At 34.2% G+C, this 14,662-nt stretch carries 15 protein-coding genes; 6 read left to right on the top strand and 9 right to left on the bottom strand.

Features of this window, described 5'->3' with window-relative positions; genetic code table 11:
• Positions 1-18 precede the first annotated feature (18 nt).
• The 4 genes from GGR32_RS02030 (at position 19) to GGR32_RS12095 (ending at position 2,611) form a co-directional block, all read left to right on the top strand.
• On the top strand, positions 19-498 hold the full coding sequence (locus GGR32_RS02030) for an Lrp/AsnC family transcriptional regulator (RefSeq protein WP_183475831.1): 480 nt from the start codon (positions 19-21) through the stop codon (positions 496-498).
• Positions 499-523: 25 nt separating this feature from the next.
• The gene (locus GGR32_RS02025) at positions 524-1,192 is read left to right on the top strand and encodes a hypothetical protein (protein WP_183475828.1); all 669 of its coding nucleotides are present in this window, start codon (positions 524-526) and stop codon (positions 1,190-1,192) included.
• Positions 1,193-1,289: 97 nt separating this feature from the next.
• Positions 1,290-1,850, top strand: a complete 561-nt coding sequence (locus tag GGR32_RS02020; protein WP_183475826.1) for a Tll0287-like domain-containing protein — start codon at positions 1,290-1,292, stop codon at positions 1,848-1,850.
• A gap of 86 nt (positions 1,851-1,936) precedes the next feature.
• Entirely contained in the window at positions 1,937-2,611 is a 675-nt protein-coding gene (locus GGR32_RS12095; RefSeq protein ID WP_183475824.1) for an ion channel, read from the top strand.
• A gap of 61 nt (positions 2,612-2,672) precedes the next feature.
• On the opposite strand, the gene GGR32_RS02010 is transcribed toward GGR32_RS12095, so the two are convergent.
• Genes GGR32_RS02010 through GGR32_RS01995 form a run of 4 tightly spaced genes read right to left on the bottom strand, consistent with a single transcriptional unit; the run spans position 2,673 to position 7,195 of the window.
• Positions 2,673-3,611 (bottom strand): NAD(P)H-dependent flavin oxidoreductase, encoded by a 939-nt coding sequence (locus GGR32_RS02010; RefSeq protein WP_183475822.1) that lies wholly within the window; start codon positions 3,609-3,611, stop codon positions 2,673-2,675.
• A complete protein-coding gene (locus GGR32_RS02005) occupies positions 3,611-5,218 on the bottom strand; it encodes a S8 family serine peptidase (RefSeq protein WP_183475813.1) in 1,608 nt (535 codons plus the stop codon). The genes GGR32_RS02010 and GGR32_RS02005 overlap by 1 nt, the downstream gene beginning before the upstream one ends.
• Positions 5,219-5,246: 28 nt before the next feature.
• The gene (gene mnmA / locus GGR32_RS02000) at positions 5,247-6,446 is read right to left on the bottom strand and encodes a tRNA 2-thiouridine(34) synthase MnmA (RefSeq protein WP_183475811.1); all 1,200 of its coding nucleotides are present in this window, start codon (positions 6,444-6,446) and stop codon (positions 5,247-5,249) included.
• A 44-nt stretch (positions 6,447-6,490) separates the two neighbouring features.
• Positions 6,491-7,195 (bottom strand): toxin-antitoxin system YwqK family antitoxin, encoded by a 705-nt coding sequence (locus GGR32_RS01995; protein WP_183475809.1) that lies wholly within the window; start codon positions 7,193-7,195, stop codon positions 6,491-6,493.
• Between the two features lie 34 nt (positions 7,196-7,229).
• Between GGR32_RS01995 and GGR32_RS01990 the strand changes: the two genes are divergently transcribed.
• Complete coding sequence (locus GGR32_RS01990) at positions 7,230-8,627, top strand: fasciclin domain-containing protein (protein ID WP_183475807.1); 1,398 nt, start codon at positions 7,230-7,232, stop codon at positions 8,625-8,627.
• A 110-nt stretch (positions 8,628-8,737) separates the two neighbouring features.
• Here the strand turns inward: GGR32_RS01990 and GGR32_RS01985 are convergent, their stop codons facing one another.
• Positions 8,738-9,133 (bottom strand): group III truncated hemoglobin, encoded by a 396-nt coding sequence (locus GGR32_RS01985; protein WP_183475806.1) that lies wholly within the window; start codon positions 9,131-9,133, stop codon positions 8,738-8,740.
• Positions 9,134-9,138: 5 nt separating this feature from the next.
• Entirely contained in the window at positions 9,139-9,426 is a 288-nt protein-coding gene (locus GGR32_RS01980; protein WP_183475804.1) for a hypothetical protein, read from the bottom strand.
• Between the two features lie 78 nt (positions 9,427-9,504).
• On the opposite strand from GGR32_RS01980, the gene GGR32_RS01975 reads away from it, so the two are divergent.
• On the top strand, positions 9,505-10,092 hold the full coding sequence (locus GGR32_RS01975; protein ID WP_183475802.1) for a Crp/Fnr family transcriptional regulator: 588 nt from the start codon (positions 9,505-9,507) through the stop codon (positions 10,090-10,092).
• A gap of 128 nt (positions 10,093-10,220) precedes the next feature.
• Here the strand turns inward: GGR32_RS01975 and yidC are convergent, their stop codons facing one another.
• The 3 genes from yidC to GGR32_RS01960 form a co-directional block, all read right to left on the bottom strand.
• Positions 10,221-12,092 (bottom strand): membrane protein insertase YidC, encoded by a 1,872-nt coding sequence (yidC, locus tag GGR32_RS01970; protein ID WP_183475800.1) that lies wholly within the window; start codon positions 12,090-12,092, stop codon positions 10,221-10,223.
• Positions 12,093-12,189: 97 nt separating this feature from the next.
• The gene (gene pyrG, locus GGR32_RS01965; RefSeq protein ID WP_183475798.1) at positions 12,190-13,809 is read right to left on the bottom strand and encodes a CTP synthase; all 1,620 of its coding nucleotides are present in this window, start codon (positions 13,807-13,809) and stop codon (positions 12,190-12,192) included.
• A 127-nt stretch (positions 13,810-13,936) separates the two neighbouring features.
• Complete coding sequence (locus GGR32_RS01960; protein ID WP_183475796.1) at positions 13,937-14,167, bottom strand: DUF3820 family protein; 231 nt, start codon at positions 14,165-14,167, stop codon at positions 13,937-13,939.
• Positions 14,168-14,662 lie beyond the last annotated feature (495 nt).

Genomic DNA, 14,662 nt, shown 5'->3' with positions numbered 1-14,662 from the left:
AAAATAAAATTGTAAAAAATGGCAAAATTTAGATTAGATGAGGTAGATCATCAAATTTTAGACATCTTAATCGATAATACGCGTACACCTTTTACCGATATCGCTAAAAGATTAAATGTTTCTGCCGGAACCGTACATGTACGTGTTAGAAAGATGGAAGAAGCAGGGATTATAGTTGGATCTTCTTTAACGTTAAACTACAGAAAGTTAGGTTATTCTTTTATTGCCTATGTTGGAGTTTTCTTACAGAAAACTTCCCAAACAAAATTTGTATTAGAGCGTATTAACGAGATTCCTTTTGTAACTGTAGCGCATGTAACTACAGGAAAGTTTAATATTTTCTGTAAAATAAGAGCAAGAAACACAGAGCATGCTAAACAAATTATCTTTGAATTAGATGATATAGAAGGTGTTTACCGTACAGAAACTATGATTTCGTTAGAAGAGAGCTTAAACGATAAAAAACGCTTAATGCATTCTATTTTTAAAGAAATGTAAGCATTTTTTTTGTATATTGATCGGTATGAAAATTTTAAATAAAATAGTTTTTGTTTTCTTATTGAGCATAAGTACAGCTACTTGGGCTCAATTAGATCGATCAACACCACTTCCTCCTGGAGGCACACTTAACAATTCATTATCTACAGATCCAAATGAAAACTTAAGAATGCCTCCAGGATTATCTACCAAAAAAAGTCTTTTTCAACGGAGTAAAGAAAATAGAGAACTCCTTACCAAAGAAGAAGAGCCACTTTCAATACAAAATCAAGAGGTTTTTATAGAGCCCAATGTTGAATTTAATCCTAAATATGCTCAAAATGAAGGCAAAGAGCGTAAAATGGGAGAGGAGTTTAAACGCAATGAATACCTTGGCGAGTATGTAAGCAATGGTGAATTTGTAAAATTTTTATGCCGAGATCATCAAGCGGTAGATGGAGATAGGGTAAAGATATACTTAAACGGGAAAGTAGTGGTAGAAAATATATTCTTAGAAAGTCAATTTAAAGGTGTTTACCTTCCGTTAGAAATGGGCTTTAATAAGATAGAAATAGAAGCCTTAAACCAAGGGCAAAGCGGTCCGAACACAGCAGCTTTTAAGGTGCTAGATGATAATGGAGGAACTGTTTCTTCTAGCGAATGGAACTTGGCAACAGGGTATAAAGCCTCTATTATTATCGTAAAAGATGAATAGCCTCTAAAAGCTATTCACGAAGTTTTAGTTTTTTAGTAACTTTAGTTACTGATATTCTTAAAGAGAATAGCGTATTTTACCCATAAACTCTTCTAAAATGAGAAAATTAATTTATTTCATAGCGTTTTTAGGGCTTTTATCTTGTAAAAACAACGCTCAGGATAATTATAGATTATTAACCGAATATAAAACTAAAGCGGATTCTGCAACAGCAATAGCTCAACAAACCTTGCTTGGTAAAGTGGCTTCCTCTATTAAAAAAGGAGGAACTACCTATGCGGTAGACTTTTGTGCTGTAGAAGCTATGCCTATTACAGATTCTTTATCTAAACACTTTCAGTTAAAAATAGGGCGTATTTCAGATAAAAATCGTAATCCTAAAAACAATTTATCTACGCCAACAGATAAAGCTGCTTTTGCACTTTTTAGTGAAAATAAAACCCTTATAGATACTTTATTACCTATAGAATCTCCCGTTTATTATAAACGAATTAACCTGGCGATGCCAGCTTGTTTAAAATGTCATGGAAACCCAGCAATAGATATTTTACCAAGTACATTGCAGTTAATACAAGAAAAATACCCAAAAGATTTAGCTACTAATTATCAGTTAAACGATTTAAGAGGACTATGGAAAGTTGAATTTCCTAAAGAATAGCGTTTAGCATAAAAGTATTTTTCTAGAAAAGAACAGGATAAAAGCTAATCTTTGTATTTTTGTTTCACCTAAGCAATATATAACTGGTGAAAAATTACGTTAATAAGATACAATCGTATTGGTTGGCAGATGTTAGTTTTGTTACACTTTTAGTAATGTTACTCTGTGTAGTTTTTGTTCTGCCAATTGTTATGGCTACTAGTAACCAAGGTATTTTACTTTTTAATGTCTTACTGTTAAGCGTATTTCTTTCAGGAGCGTTTTCTACCAATAATAAATGGTTAATTTTTATTAGTGTAACCTTATTTAGTATTCATTTAGGATTAAGAGTTATACGTTTTGGCGATAATCCTTACTCGTACTATGTATTAGAAAATTTAATCGCTATAGCCAATACTATTTTATTTATAATCATCAACTTAAAACTCTTGTTTAGAGATTATAGTATTAATGCCTATAGGGTAATAGGCGCTGTAAATGTATACTTGTTATTAGCTTTGATGGGCGCATTAACTCTAGAGGTAATACATAGTACTACAGGAGAATCTATAGCAGGAAATGTAGCATTACAAGGAAATGATATAGATTATGTACACTTTATATATTTTAGCCTATCTTCATTAACTACGGTAGGATTTGGAGATATTTATCCGGTAAATATTTTTACAAAAATGTTAGCCACATTTTTATCGGTTATGGGGGTGTTATTTCCTGCGGTAATTATAGCTAGACTATTAGGAATGGCTTCTATAGAAAAGTAAAATCTCTATGCTAAAAAATTAACACAGAGATTTTTATAAATATTTACAATGTGTCTAAAATTTAGAACATTTCTTTTTTTACGCTCTCAAATTCTTCCATAATGTCGTTTATTACTACAGCTGCTGGTTTTATTTCGTGAATTAAACCGCTTATTTGTCCTATTTCTAATTCACCTTCTATAAGGTCGCCTTCAAACATTCCTTTTTTGGCTCGCGCTCTTCCCAAAAGTGCTTTTAACTCATCTATGCCAGGTCCTGTTTTGTAAAGTTCTTCCACATCGTTAAAAAACTTATTTTTAATGAGTCGTACAGGAGCTAATTCTTTTAAGGTGAGTTTTGTATCTCCTTCTTTAGCTTCGACAACTGCATTTTTGAAGTTTTGATGAGATGAAGCCTCTGGTGTGGCTACAAATCTGCTTCCTATTTGTACAGCATCTGCACCCAATACCATTGCTGCCAGCATGCCTCTTCCTGTTGCGATTCCTCCTGCAGCAATTAAGGGTATTTTTAATTGTTCTTTTACCATAGGAATTAGCGTAAAGGTCGTGGTTTCATCTCGGCCATTATGTCCTCCAGCTTCAAAGCCTTCTGCTACAACAGCATCTACGCCTGCTGCTTCGGCTTTTAAAGCAAATTTTAAACTGCTTACTACATGTACTACCGTTATTCCGTTTTCTTTTAATAAGGGAGTCCATGTTTTAGGATTTCCTGCAGAAGTAAATACTATTTTTATATTTTCTTTAATTATAATCTGTATAATTTCTTCGATATTAGGATAGAGCATAGGTACATTTACCGCAAAAGGTTTATCGGTTGCTTGTTTACATTTTGTAATATGCTCTTGTAAAACGTCTGGGTACATCGAGCCAGCACCAATCACTCCAAGTCCGCCAGCATTGCTTACAGCGCTAGCTAATCTCCATCCGCTTGCCCAAATCATTCCTCCTTGAATTATAGGGTATTTTACATTAAAAAGCTGTGTTATTCTATTAGTTGTCATTAGTATTTTATTATTTTATGAATAAAGTTTTGTTTTTCTATCTCTAAATGAAGAATATATATTCCTTGTGTAAAGTTTGAGACATCAATTTTTTGTTGTACACCTTTACGCTTTTCTATTAATTTTCCCTGTGTATTATAGATTTTATAATTGAAAGTGTAAGATGTATTTATTTGAATAAAATTGTTGGTAGGATTAGGGTAAACTAAACTAGTATTGGTTTTATTTTTTGTGGTGTTTAAGACATTATTAAGGGCTAAACTAAAATCGGGTATTCCATAACCATAAAAATTATCTGGTTGGTTGTATCTAGAGGAAGAAGCTTTTATAATTTGCATAAGCTCTTCGGCGGTTTTGGATGGGTTTGCTTGCCATAAACAAGCGGCTGCACCAGCGATAATAGGAGCAGAAAACGAAGTTCCGTTGTTGGCAACAATGGTATTGTTAGCATTTATTACCGCCGTAGAAACACCTTTTGCCATAACATCGGGTTTTATTCTGCCGTCTGCGGTAGAACCAATAGAACTGAAATTAGCATAAGTTTCATTACTATCTACAGCACCTACCGTAAGTACATTAGCATCTGCGGGAGCACTAATATTTGGAAAAGAGCTATTGTTTCCAGAATTTCCTGCAGAAACCACTACAAGCATCCCTTTTTCGGTGGCAATATTGGCTGCTTTGGAACAAAAAGCTGTTTGTCCATCCATATCAGAAGGGGTGTAACTGTATGCAGAATTATCATAAATACTATAACCTAAAGAGGTATTTATGACATTTACGCCTAAGCTATCGGCTCGTTCTATGGCTTCTACCCAGTAGCTTTCTTCTACGGGAGTTTCAGCATTACCATCTTCGGTTCTAAATAAATAATAACTGGCTTTTGGCGCTGTACCTACATATTGGTTAGGGATATTCCCTGCCATTGTCGCCAAAACTTTTGTGCCGTGATCTCCAGCAGGAAGCCAATAATTGGTAGATTTTTCTACAAAATCATAACCACCTAGAAGTCTATTTTGGTTGCGTAGCTCAGAAAAAGCTGCTATGTTCATTACGCCCGAAAATCCGCCATCTATCACGGCAATATGTATGTTTTCGCCAGTATAATTGTTTTCATGTAGCACATGAGCGTTTAACATTTCTACCTGCTCTTGTGTATTTCCGTAGGTATATACTTCTTCTTGATTTTCTACATTTTTTGTTATTGTAGTATAATCTCTTTTATTTATTTTGGAAGTAACCGGACTTATATTTTTATTCGCGAATACAATTTTATCGACAAAATTAAAATTGATAAGTGCGTTAATGGTATTAATATCTCCAATTACGTGTACGCAATTAAGCCATTTAGAAGTTGCTTTTACAGAAATTCCTGTCTGGTTTTTTATCGTAGTTACATAACTTTCTTCTACAGGAACATCGCGTACATCAATAGGGGTTTGGTGTAGGTTTTTTCTAGCTAATGCCCGTTGACTAAGCATACTTTGTGGATTAGCTAAATAAGTATCAGCTTGGGGTTTATCGTTAAAATAAACCCAAGCATGTTCTTGTGCTGTAAGCGGAAATATTCCTAGAATAAGGAATATAATAATACAATTAAGCTTCATATAAGCAAATATACAATTTGCCTACAAGTTACGAAATTACTCCAGAACCTATCAATTCATCATCCAAATACCAAGCTACAAATTGCCCTTCGGCAATTGCCGTTTGCGGAGTATCAAATATTACATACAAGCCTTTCTCGGTTTGGTATAGTTTTGCGTCTTCTAGGGTTTGGCGGTAGCGTATGCGTGCTTTTATAGGCATGCTTTCGCCTGTTTTTATGGCTAAATCTTCTCTAATCCAATGTGTCTCGTTAGGTTTTACCAATAATCCTCGGCGCAATAGTCCTGGATGATTTTTTCCTTGACCGGTGTAAATGATGTTATTTACCACATCGGTTTCTATCACAAATAAAGGTAGGGGAGTACCACCAACAGCAAGCCCTTTACGTTGTCCTTTTGTAAAATAATGCGCGCCGTTATGTTCGCCAACTTTTTTGCCAATTCCTAATGGATAAATTGTTTTTTGTGCTAAAAAGTCCAATTCTTCTTCTTTAGAAGAAAATGATTCGGGAAGCACTTTTTTATAAATATCATTTGCTGCATCGACCTCTACAATATCTCCTTTTTTGGGCTTTAATTTTTGCTGAAGAAAGTCTGGTAAACGAACTTTACCTATAAAACAAAGTCCTTGCGAATCTTTTTTATTGGCCGTTACCAGGTTTTGTTGTGCTGCAATTTCTCTTACCTCACTTTTTTGAAGCTCGCCAATAGGAAATAGCGTTTTGCTAAGTTGTTCTTGCGAAAGCTGACATAAAAAATAAGATTGGTCTTTGTTTTTATCCTTTCCTGCTAGTAAACGGTATTGTGTCTTTCCGTTTATTTGGAGGCTATCCCTACGGCAATAATGCCCTGTTGCTACATAATCTGCACCAAGCGATAAGGCAATTTTCATAAAAACATCAAACTTTATTTCTCGGTTACACAACACATCAGGGTTGGGTGTGCGTCCGTTTTCGTATTCGTTAAACATATAGTCAACGATACGTTCTTTATATTGTTCGCTTAAATCTACGGTTTGAAACGGAATTCCTAATTTTTCTGCCACAAGCATCGCGTCGTTACTATCGTCTAACCAAGGGCATTCATCGCTAATGGTTACCGAATCATCGTGCCAGTTTTTCATAAACAAGCCAATAACATCATATCCTTGTTCTTTTAATAAGTAAGCAGAAACACTAGAATCTACTCCGCCACTTAAACCTACAATTACTCTTTTTTTGTTTCCCACAACATCATATTTTATCTGTACAAAAGTACGTTTATCTGTCGGATTTATTCTTTCTTGATTACACTAGGTTTTAAATTTGGATATTTTTGTGTTTTTAGGCTATCGTTTTCATAAGTTTTCCATTCACCATGGCGCATTCCATTTTTATAATTCCCTTCAGAACGTAGTTTCCCAGTACCTGAATAGGTTTTGGTTAATCCGTGTAATTTCCCATTCTTATATGTATAATACTGAATTAGCTGTCCGTTTTTTCCGTAGATAAATTGTTCTCCATCTAAAACGCCATGCTTATAATGAGTACGCTCGGTAAGTGTACCATCTGGGAAATAAGTTTCTACCCAACCATGTAGTTTATTATTTTTATAATACTCTATATTCATGGCTTGTTTACTGTTTTTATGGTAGATAATCCATTTTCCTTCCCGTTGTTGTCCTAACATTCCACCTTGGCTTACCAGGTTGCCTGTTTTGTTATAAAACTTTACCTGTATAGTATCATTATTAGCACGATAAGTTTTGGTGGCTACAGGTTGTTTTTTACTATCGGGTTTGTAAAATTTAAAAGTACCTACTTCTTTACCATGCTCAAAAGTGCCTTGATAGCGTATTTGGTCTGAATTTTCATAGTGTTTTACCCATTTCCCATGGCGATTTCCCTGTGCATCAAATTGATTAACTTCTTGTGCTTGGCTAAAAAAGACACTGCCCAACCCCCATAATAATAGGCATGTAAATTTGTTTATACGCATAGCTATTGTATTTTTACGTTTAAAACTCTAAAGAATGAATTTTATTTTAAAAATCAAAAAAATTACCAGCTTAAGCTTTATCTTTTTGTTACTGTTAAGTTGTAGCAATGATGATGGTGGACGTATTATTGAAGGGACAAATTCTATTACCAATTTCTTAGAAAAAACACCCGAATATAGCTTATTTTACAACCTGCTTGTACGCACCAATATGGCAAATACATTAGACGGAAATGCAGGGACACATACTGTATTTGCGCCTAATAATACGGCTATAGAAACTTATTTGGAAGAAAATAACCTAACAAGTTTAGCAGATTTGGATAATGATACGGCTTTACAACTTGTAAATTACCATTTATTATCTAGTTTGGTACCTAAAAGTAATTTTGTAAGCGGATATACCAAAACAAACGCTACAACTCCTATTACCGATAGTACTACGACCAACTTAAGCATGCTGATTAATACAAATGAAGAAGTGCTTTTTAACGGAATTTCTAAAATTACCGAAGCCGATATCGATGTAGATAATGGAATATTACACGGCGTAGATCATGTAATTCCTCTACCTACATTATATACGTTTGTAACAGCCGATAAAAATTTTCAGGAATATTATTCGGTTTTACAAAACTTAAGCAATTTCACCGAGTTTAAAGATAAGCTTACACAGAATACCCTAAATTACACCCTGTTTATTCCTAATAATAGTTTTTTTCAAAACACTGATTTTTCACACCTTAGTGAAGCTGCGTTAAATAATTTATTAAACAACCAATGGATGGAAGGGAAACTAACTTCTAATGCGTTTAAAACCGATTATTTTAGCAGTTTAGCTTATGATGCACAGGAGGAACATCAGCTCTCTATCTTTATGAATAATACCTTAGGAACAAAGCTTAACGCAACAACATCTATCAATACGCCTAATATTGTTTGTACAAATGGGGTAATCCATTTAACCGATAATTTTATCCCAATTGCTTATTTAAAAACCTTTATCGAAGCAGATAATCAACTGGTAAATTTCCATGAAGCATTAAGTAGAGAAGACCAAGCTACTCAGAATTACCTTGATTTCCTTAACGATAATGCCAATACTACCCATACGCCCCCTTATACTGTTTTTGCTCCAGACAATAAAGCTTTTGAGCGTGTGTTGTTAGAATTGTATCCTACAGAAAATGCTACTTTAGCGCATATTACAACACAGGACTTAACCGATATTTTAAATTTACATATTGCAGAAAATTTATATTTATCAGCTACCGATTTTCAGCAGCAAACTATAGAAATGCTAGGCGGAAACATAACACAAGATGCTAATAAATTAAAAGATTTACAGAATAGAACCAGCAATATTATCAAAACCAATGCAAGAGCATATAACGGTATTTTACACCGTATAGACACGGTTATGTTGCGATAATTGACTGCCATATTTTATAAAAACTTACAAAAGCTAAGTGTTTTTTACCAGCGATTAATTTTTAAGGTAGAAAATACTTAGCTTTTATTATTGGCAGTAGGTAACTTTACCTATTGAGGTTGATGATTTCGAGCATCAAAAATATTTTTATTTAGAAAAAACGCCATGTTCTTTGCTCTGTTTTTAGCAATTTCAGCCGTTTCGCCTTCAAAAAGCTCATCAATGGTTTCATTCCATAGGGTTAACCAAGTTTCAAAATAAAGTTCATTAATTATACCTTTAACTTTTTTATCGACTTCTATATGCGCATGCATTGGGTTACCAAAATATTTTCTTTCAAAAAAAAGATTACTCTCCCAAAAACTCACAAGTAATTTTAGATGTGAAGGCCAATCTTTTATAACATTGTTAAAAACAGGTCCCAGAAGTTTATTTTCTCTAACTTTAGCATAAAAAGTATGTACGAGTAAGGTAACATCTTCTTGAGATTCGATATTTTTTTTCATTATTTTTACAGTAAAGTTATAAAAATTAATAATGTGTTTACAAGCATACCGATTATTAAAAGCCAAAAAGCAAACTTTTTATTTAGACCAGCTAATAATGCTGCGTTGTACCCCATGCATAACGATACGCAAATAGTAAGTTCTATTGCTGATAATAAATTTGTACCCTGTGCCAAAATTCCCATAGCAGCAACAGAGCCTACGCAGCTATTAAGGATGATAGTTAAAGGAATATACATATAATAGTCCTTTAGAAACTCATGTTGCATTTTTTTTATAGATAAATATCTCATGATAAAATAAATATTACTTAATTTAAGGTAAATTTACATGTATAATAAGCCTTATTTTATGAGGCAAATCATAAAGAAATGATTCCTGAAGAAATATTACTAGATTTTGGAGCAACCCTCGAAAAAATTAAAGCGTTAGAAAATATTGTAACCGAAAAAGCACGGGCAGATTTTTATTTTCAAATTAAAATAGGTGAAGTGAAAATGTTTAATATAAACGATAATGGTAAGGAGTTTATTCAGGCTTTTTTTTATAATGGAGAAAGCTTTGCCGAACCACCTTTGTTTGCTAATTTTAAATATCCCGCCTCTGCAGCTGCTGTAAAACCCACAACATACTATAAACTTTCAAAAAAAAAGTTTTTTGAATTACTAAGGCATAATCCTGAAATTAATTTAAAATTCACTAAAATTTTAGCTAAACGTTTATATTATAAAGCTACAATTTTAAAAGAAATATCGGTACACTCTCCAGAACACCGAATTTTAACCTTGATAGACTTTCTGAAAAATAAATATGGAGGTGAAAAACTTTTTCAGGTAGAGCTTACACGACAACAAATTGCAGATTTAACAGGACAACGAGTTGAAACAGTTATTCGAGCAATTAAACAACTAGCACAAGATGGGGAAGTTAAAATTATAAACCGTAAAGTTTTTAGGTAAAATTATTTAAGAAAAGAAACAATCGCATCAAATACAAAAAATAAACCCTAAGCTTTTTAAAAACTTAGGGTTTATTTTTTTAGACCAAAACTACCTTACAATAGTTTAGCATTTAATGTTGAGCAAAATTATTTGCTGTTTTTATTACGCTGTTGTTTTTCAGCTTCCTCCATGATTTCTTGGAATTTTCTCGCAAATTTTCCTTTTTTCTTGGCAGGTTTTTGTTTGTTCTGTTCAATTTTAGCCAGTATTTTATTATCGTCAATAATAAAGTTTTTAATTACCAACATAATCCCAAGGGTAATAAGGTTAGAGGTAAGGTAATAAACAGAAAGTCCACTTGCATAGTTATTAAAGAATACCAACATAAAGATAGGCGATAAATAAAGAATAAACTTCATATTAGGCATTCCTGGTTGTGTAGGTTGCATGTTTTGCCCTGTGGTCATCATCATATAAAAGAAGATAGCAATAGAGGCTAGAATAGGGAATAAGCTAATGTGGTCTCCATACAACGGAATATGGAAAGGAAGCTCAGCTATGGTATCATAACTAGATAAATCTTCTGCCCATAAAAAGCTTTTCTGACGTAAATCAAACGCACTTGGGAAAAAGTGGAATAAAGCATAAAACACCGGAATTTGCATTAACGAAGGTAAACATCCACTCATAGGATTGGCTCCCGCTTTGTTGTAGAGTTTCATGGTTTCTTGCTGACGCTTCATAGCGTTATCCTTATACTTTTCATTAAGCTCGTTAATTTCAGGACGTAATACCTTCATTTTAGCTTGCGAAACATATTGCTTGTACTGGATAGGCGATAGTAAAAGTTTTACAGCAATGGTTAAAAAGATAATGGCAATTCCTGCAGGTAAAAATCCGCTGATAAAGTCGAAAAATGGAATGATAAAGTATTTGTTTATCCAACCAAAAATTCCCCATCCTAATGGGACAATCTCGTCTAAATTACGGTCGTATTGCTTTAAGGTTTTATAATCTGACGGACCATAATACCAATTCATATTTTGGTTGATTTCTCCTCCTTTTATAGCGATAGGAAATTTAGCCTCATAAGCTTTAAGGTAAGTGGTATCTACTTCTTCATCTTCAATAAGATTTTTAGAAATAAAATCAGCTTTTTTAAATGGCGTATCGGTAAGTAGGATAGAAGTAAAAAAGTGCTGTTTAAAAGCTATCCAAGAGACATCTTTATCGCTTTCTTCGGCTAGGCTTCCTTGCCCAGTATAGTTATCTTTTCCGTTTTCGTATTCCCAGACAATTTCGGCATATCTATTTTCGTAAGAATTACTTTTGGCATGTCTATAAGCTTTAAGTTTCCAATTTGCTTGTAGTTCATCTCCGCTAAGTACTTGGTTTAATCCGTTAGAACGTACTGCAAAATCCAGCATATAATCGCCAGGTTTTAGCTCGTAATAATACTCTAAGTATTTATCTTCGGCTACTTTTAGCTTCATAGATAAAGCCGTATGATCGCCTTTTTTGATAATTTCAGGTTGAAAATATAAATCTTTTGTGGCTAATTTCCTGTTATCGGTAGTGCTAAGGTTTAGGTTAAACTCCGCGTTGTTATCTCTAATAAGGTAAATTGGTAACGAGTCGTATGTTTTAAAATTTTTAAGTTTAGCTTCTACAACTTGTCCTCCTTTATTACTTACACTTAACTTTAGTACATCATTTTCTATCGTTGTTATCTCATTTGTAGCAGAAGTTAAGCTTGCAGAATAAGCAAATGCACCGTATTTTTCTGTATTTAAGATGTTTTGAATAGAATCTGGGAGCACCTTTTTGTCTGCTGCTGCAGTAGCATTATTAAATTCTTTTGGAGCTTTATCGGTTATTTGCTCTTGTTGTGCAGGGGTATTAACATCGGCTTCATTTTGAGCGGTATCGTCTTTACTGCTGTAAAGCATCCAGATTAAAATGATTGCAATAAGTGCAAAGCCAATAATTGAATTTAAATCGAACTTTTTTTCTTCCATAGTTATTTTTTAATAATAAAAGAGGCTTTTATAACAAAGCCGCAATCTAGAGGTTCACAAACTAATTACCAAAACCACTAGATATGCCAAACTGACATTATTTTTTTTCTTGCGCGTATATTTTAGCAGCATTTACAAAACCTACAAAAAGCGGGTGAGGATTTGCTACGGTACTTTTATATTCTGGATGGTATTGCACGCCTATAAACCAAGGGTGGTTGGCTATTTCTACTACTTCTACCAATTGGGTTTGCGGGTTAATTCCAGAGCTTATTAATCCTGCCTTTTCTAATTGTGTTTTGTAATCGTTATTGTATTCGTAGCGATGCCTATGACGCTCGCTAATTTGTGTTTTACCATACATTTTCTCGGCTAGACTACCTGGTACAAGGTCGCAATCCCAAGCCCCTAAACGCATGGTTCCCCCCATGTGAGTTAGGTTTTTTTGGTTTTCCATAATGTCAATTACAGGCGCTTTGCTGTTTTCGTCCATTTCTGCCGAATTTGCATCGGTAATTCCTGCCACATTTCTTGCAAACTCAATTACTGCCATTTGCATTCCTAAGCAAATCCCAAAGAAAGGTATTTTATGTTCCCTAGCATATTGTACAGCTTTTATTTTTCCTTCTATACCACGTTCTCCAAAGCCTGGTGCGACTAGAATACCATCCATAGCGCTAATTTCTTTCGCTATACTTTCGGTAGATAAAAACTCGGAGTGGATTGACTTTATAGTTACTTTCACTTCGTTGGCTGCACCTGCGTGTATAAACGATTCTAGGATAGATTTGTATGAATCTTGTAATTCTACATACTTTCCTACTAAACCTATAGTAACTTCGGCTTTAGGGTTTTTTAAGCGTTTTAGAAATTCATTCCATTGGGTTAAATCGGGTTGCTTTTCATCTGGCATCCCTAATTTTTTTAATGTAATGGTATCTAAACCTTCTTTTAGCATAAAATTAGGTACATCGTAAATGGTATCGGCATCGATAGACTGGATAACCGCTTCGGGTTTTACGTTACAAAATTGTGCTAATTTCTGACGTAATTCTCCGCTTAATTCATGCTCGGTTCTACAAACCAATACATCGGCATTAATCCCGCTTTCCATAAGGGTTTTAACACTGTGTTGCGTAGGTTTTGTTTTAAGTTCTTTTGCAGCAGAAAGGTAGGGGATAAGGGTAAGGTGAATCACCAACGAGTTTTGTTCTCCTAAGTCCCATTTTAACTGGCGTACCGCTTCGATGTACGGAAGCGATTCTATATCGCCTACGGTTCCTCCAATTTCGGTAATTACAATATCATAATCGCCGCTATTTCCCAAAATCTGTATACGTTCTTTAATCTCATTTGTAATATGAGGCACTACTTGTACGGTTTTCCCTAAAAATTCGCCACGGCGTTCTTTTTCTATTACGCTTTGGTAAATTCTTCCCGTTGTAACGTTGTTTGCTTGCGAGGTATCTACGTTTAAAAAACGCTCGTAATGTCCTAAATCTAAGTCGGTTTCGGCACCATCTTCTGTTACAAAACACTCCCCATGCTCGTATGGGTTTAGCGTTCCTGGGTCAACATTTATGTAAGGGTCTAATTTCTGAATAGTTGTTCTGTATCCTCTAGCCTGTAGAAGTTTAGCTAAAGAAGCTGCGATAATTCCTTTCCCGAGAGACGAAGAAACACCACCGGTAACAAAAATGTACTTGGTTTGGGCCATTTTAGTAGTTTTGGGTTGTAAAAAATGTCTATACGGGGTGCAAAAATACAAATTCATATTTAGATTTCCTCTAGCTAATCCGTTTAATTTTTTGTTTCTGTAAAACCTAAGGAAACTTTTGTGTTTATTAGCTTGAACCTAATCTTCTTACTTGTTTTAGCAGTGGTTCTAACCCGTTTATTTTTAGCTCTAACACAGCTTGCATTTGTTTTCCGAGTTTTCCTTCGGGAAAGCCTTTTTGCCTAAACCAAACATAATAAGGCTCAGGAATATCAGACAAATACCAATCTTTATATTTCCCAAATGGCATTTTGGCATGTGCTAAAGTAATTAACGATTTTTTAGAAAGTTCTTCCATGTAAATAGTGGGATATGAGTATATAGTTTTTATCTTTTTATAGATTTGATGCGCTAGCTAACATAAAACAAAAGCTTTAAATGTTAGGCAATGTTTTTTACTTTTTTAGAAAACCGTATTTGTTTTTATTGTGTATAAGAACATAAAGAATAAGCAATAGATAGCTGTAGGTAAAGAAATAATTTAAGGTGTAAGGATTGTTTTGACATAAAAAGTTATATATATTTGAGGATATATAGAAGTTGTTCGAGAATACCCTATGGGTCGCTCAAGTCATGTCGCCTGCGGCAACATTTTCTCTTGAGCTATTCTCGAACAACGCCCTGACAGTACGACTGTAATTCGCTATATTTGTAGTAAATTATTAATAGCTATTGACTTGAGACGCCTACATAGGTGAACTCTCGACAACAAACGGATATAGCGAATTACGTCTAATGGCTCTCTTTGCTCTTGAAGTTTTCACTTCAACGCAAATCGCCATATCCGTCAGGG

The sequence above is a fragment of the Mesonia hippocampi genome (genome assembly GCF_014197445.1).
GTDB classification, from domain to species: domain Bacteria; phylum Bacteroidota; class Bacteroidia; order Flavobacteriales; family Flavobacteriaceae; genus Mesonia; species Mesonia hippocampi.
This window is presented reverse-complemented; position numbering and strand designations above follow the sequence as displayed.

Coding starts and splice junctions, on each gene's coding strand:
- GGR32_RS02030 (WP_183475831.1), top strand. CDS start 19: ATGGCAAAATTTAGATTAGATGAGGTAGATCATCAAATTTTAGACATC.
- GGR32_RS02025 (WP_183475828.1), top strand. CDS start 524: ATGAAAATTTTAAATAAAATAGTTTTTGTTTTCTTATTGAGCATAAGT.
- GGR32_RS02020 (WP_183475826.1), top strand. CDS start 1,290: ATGAGAAAATTAATTTATTTCATAGCGTTTTTAGGGCTTTTATCTTGT.
- GGR32_RS02010 (WP_183475822.1), bottom strand. CDS start 3,611: ATGACAACTAATAGAATAACACAGCTTTTTAATGTAAAATACCCTATA.
- GGR32_RS02005 (WP_183475813.1), bottom strand. CDS start 5,218: ATGAAGCTTAATTGTATTATTATATTCCTTATTCTAGGAATATTTCCG.
- GGR32_RS01995 (WP_183475809.1), bottom strand. CDS start 7,195: ATGCGTATAAACAAATTTACATGCCTATTATTATGGGGGTTGGGCAGT.
- GGR32_RS01990 (WP_183475807.1), top strand. CDS start 7,230: ATGAATTTTATTTTAAAAATCAAAAAAATTACCAGCTTAAGCTTTATC.
- GGR32_RS01985 (WP_183475806.1), bottom strand. CDS start 9,133: ATGAAAAAAAATATCGAATCTCAAGAAGATGTTACCTTACTCGTACAT.
- GGR32_RS01980 (WP_183475804.1), bottom strand. CDS start 9,426: ATGAGATATTTATCTATAAAAAAAATGCAACATGAGTTTCTAAAGGAC.
- GGR32_RS01975 (WP_183475802.1), top strand. CDS start 9,505: ATGATTCCTGAAGAAATATTACTAGATTTTGGAGCAACCCTCGAAAAA.
- yidC (WP_183475800.1), bottom strand. CDS start 12,092: ATGGAAGAAAAAAAGTTCGATTTAAATTCAATTATTGGCTTTGCACTT.
- pyrG (WP_183475798.1), bottom strand. CDS start 13,809: ATGGCCCAAACCAAGTACATTTTTGTTACCGGTGGTGTTTCTTCGTCT.
- GGR32_RS01960 (WP_183475796.1), bottom strand. CDS start 14,167: ATGGAAGAACTTTCTAAAAAATCGTTAATTACTTTAGCACATGCCAAA.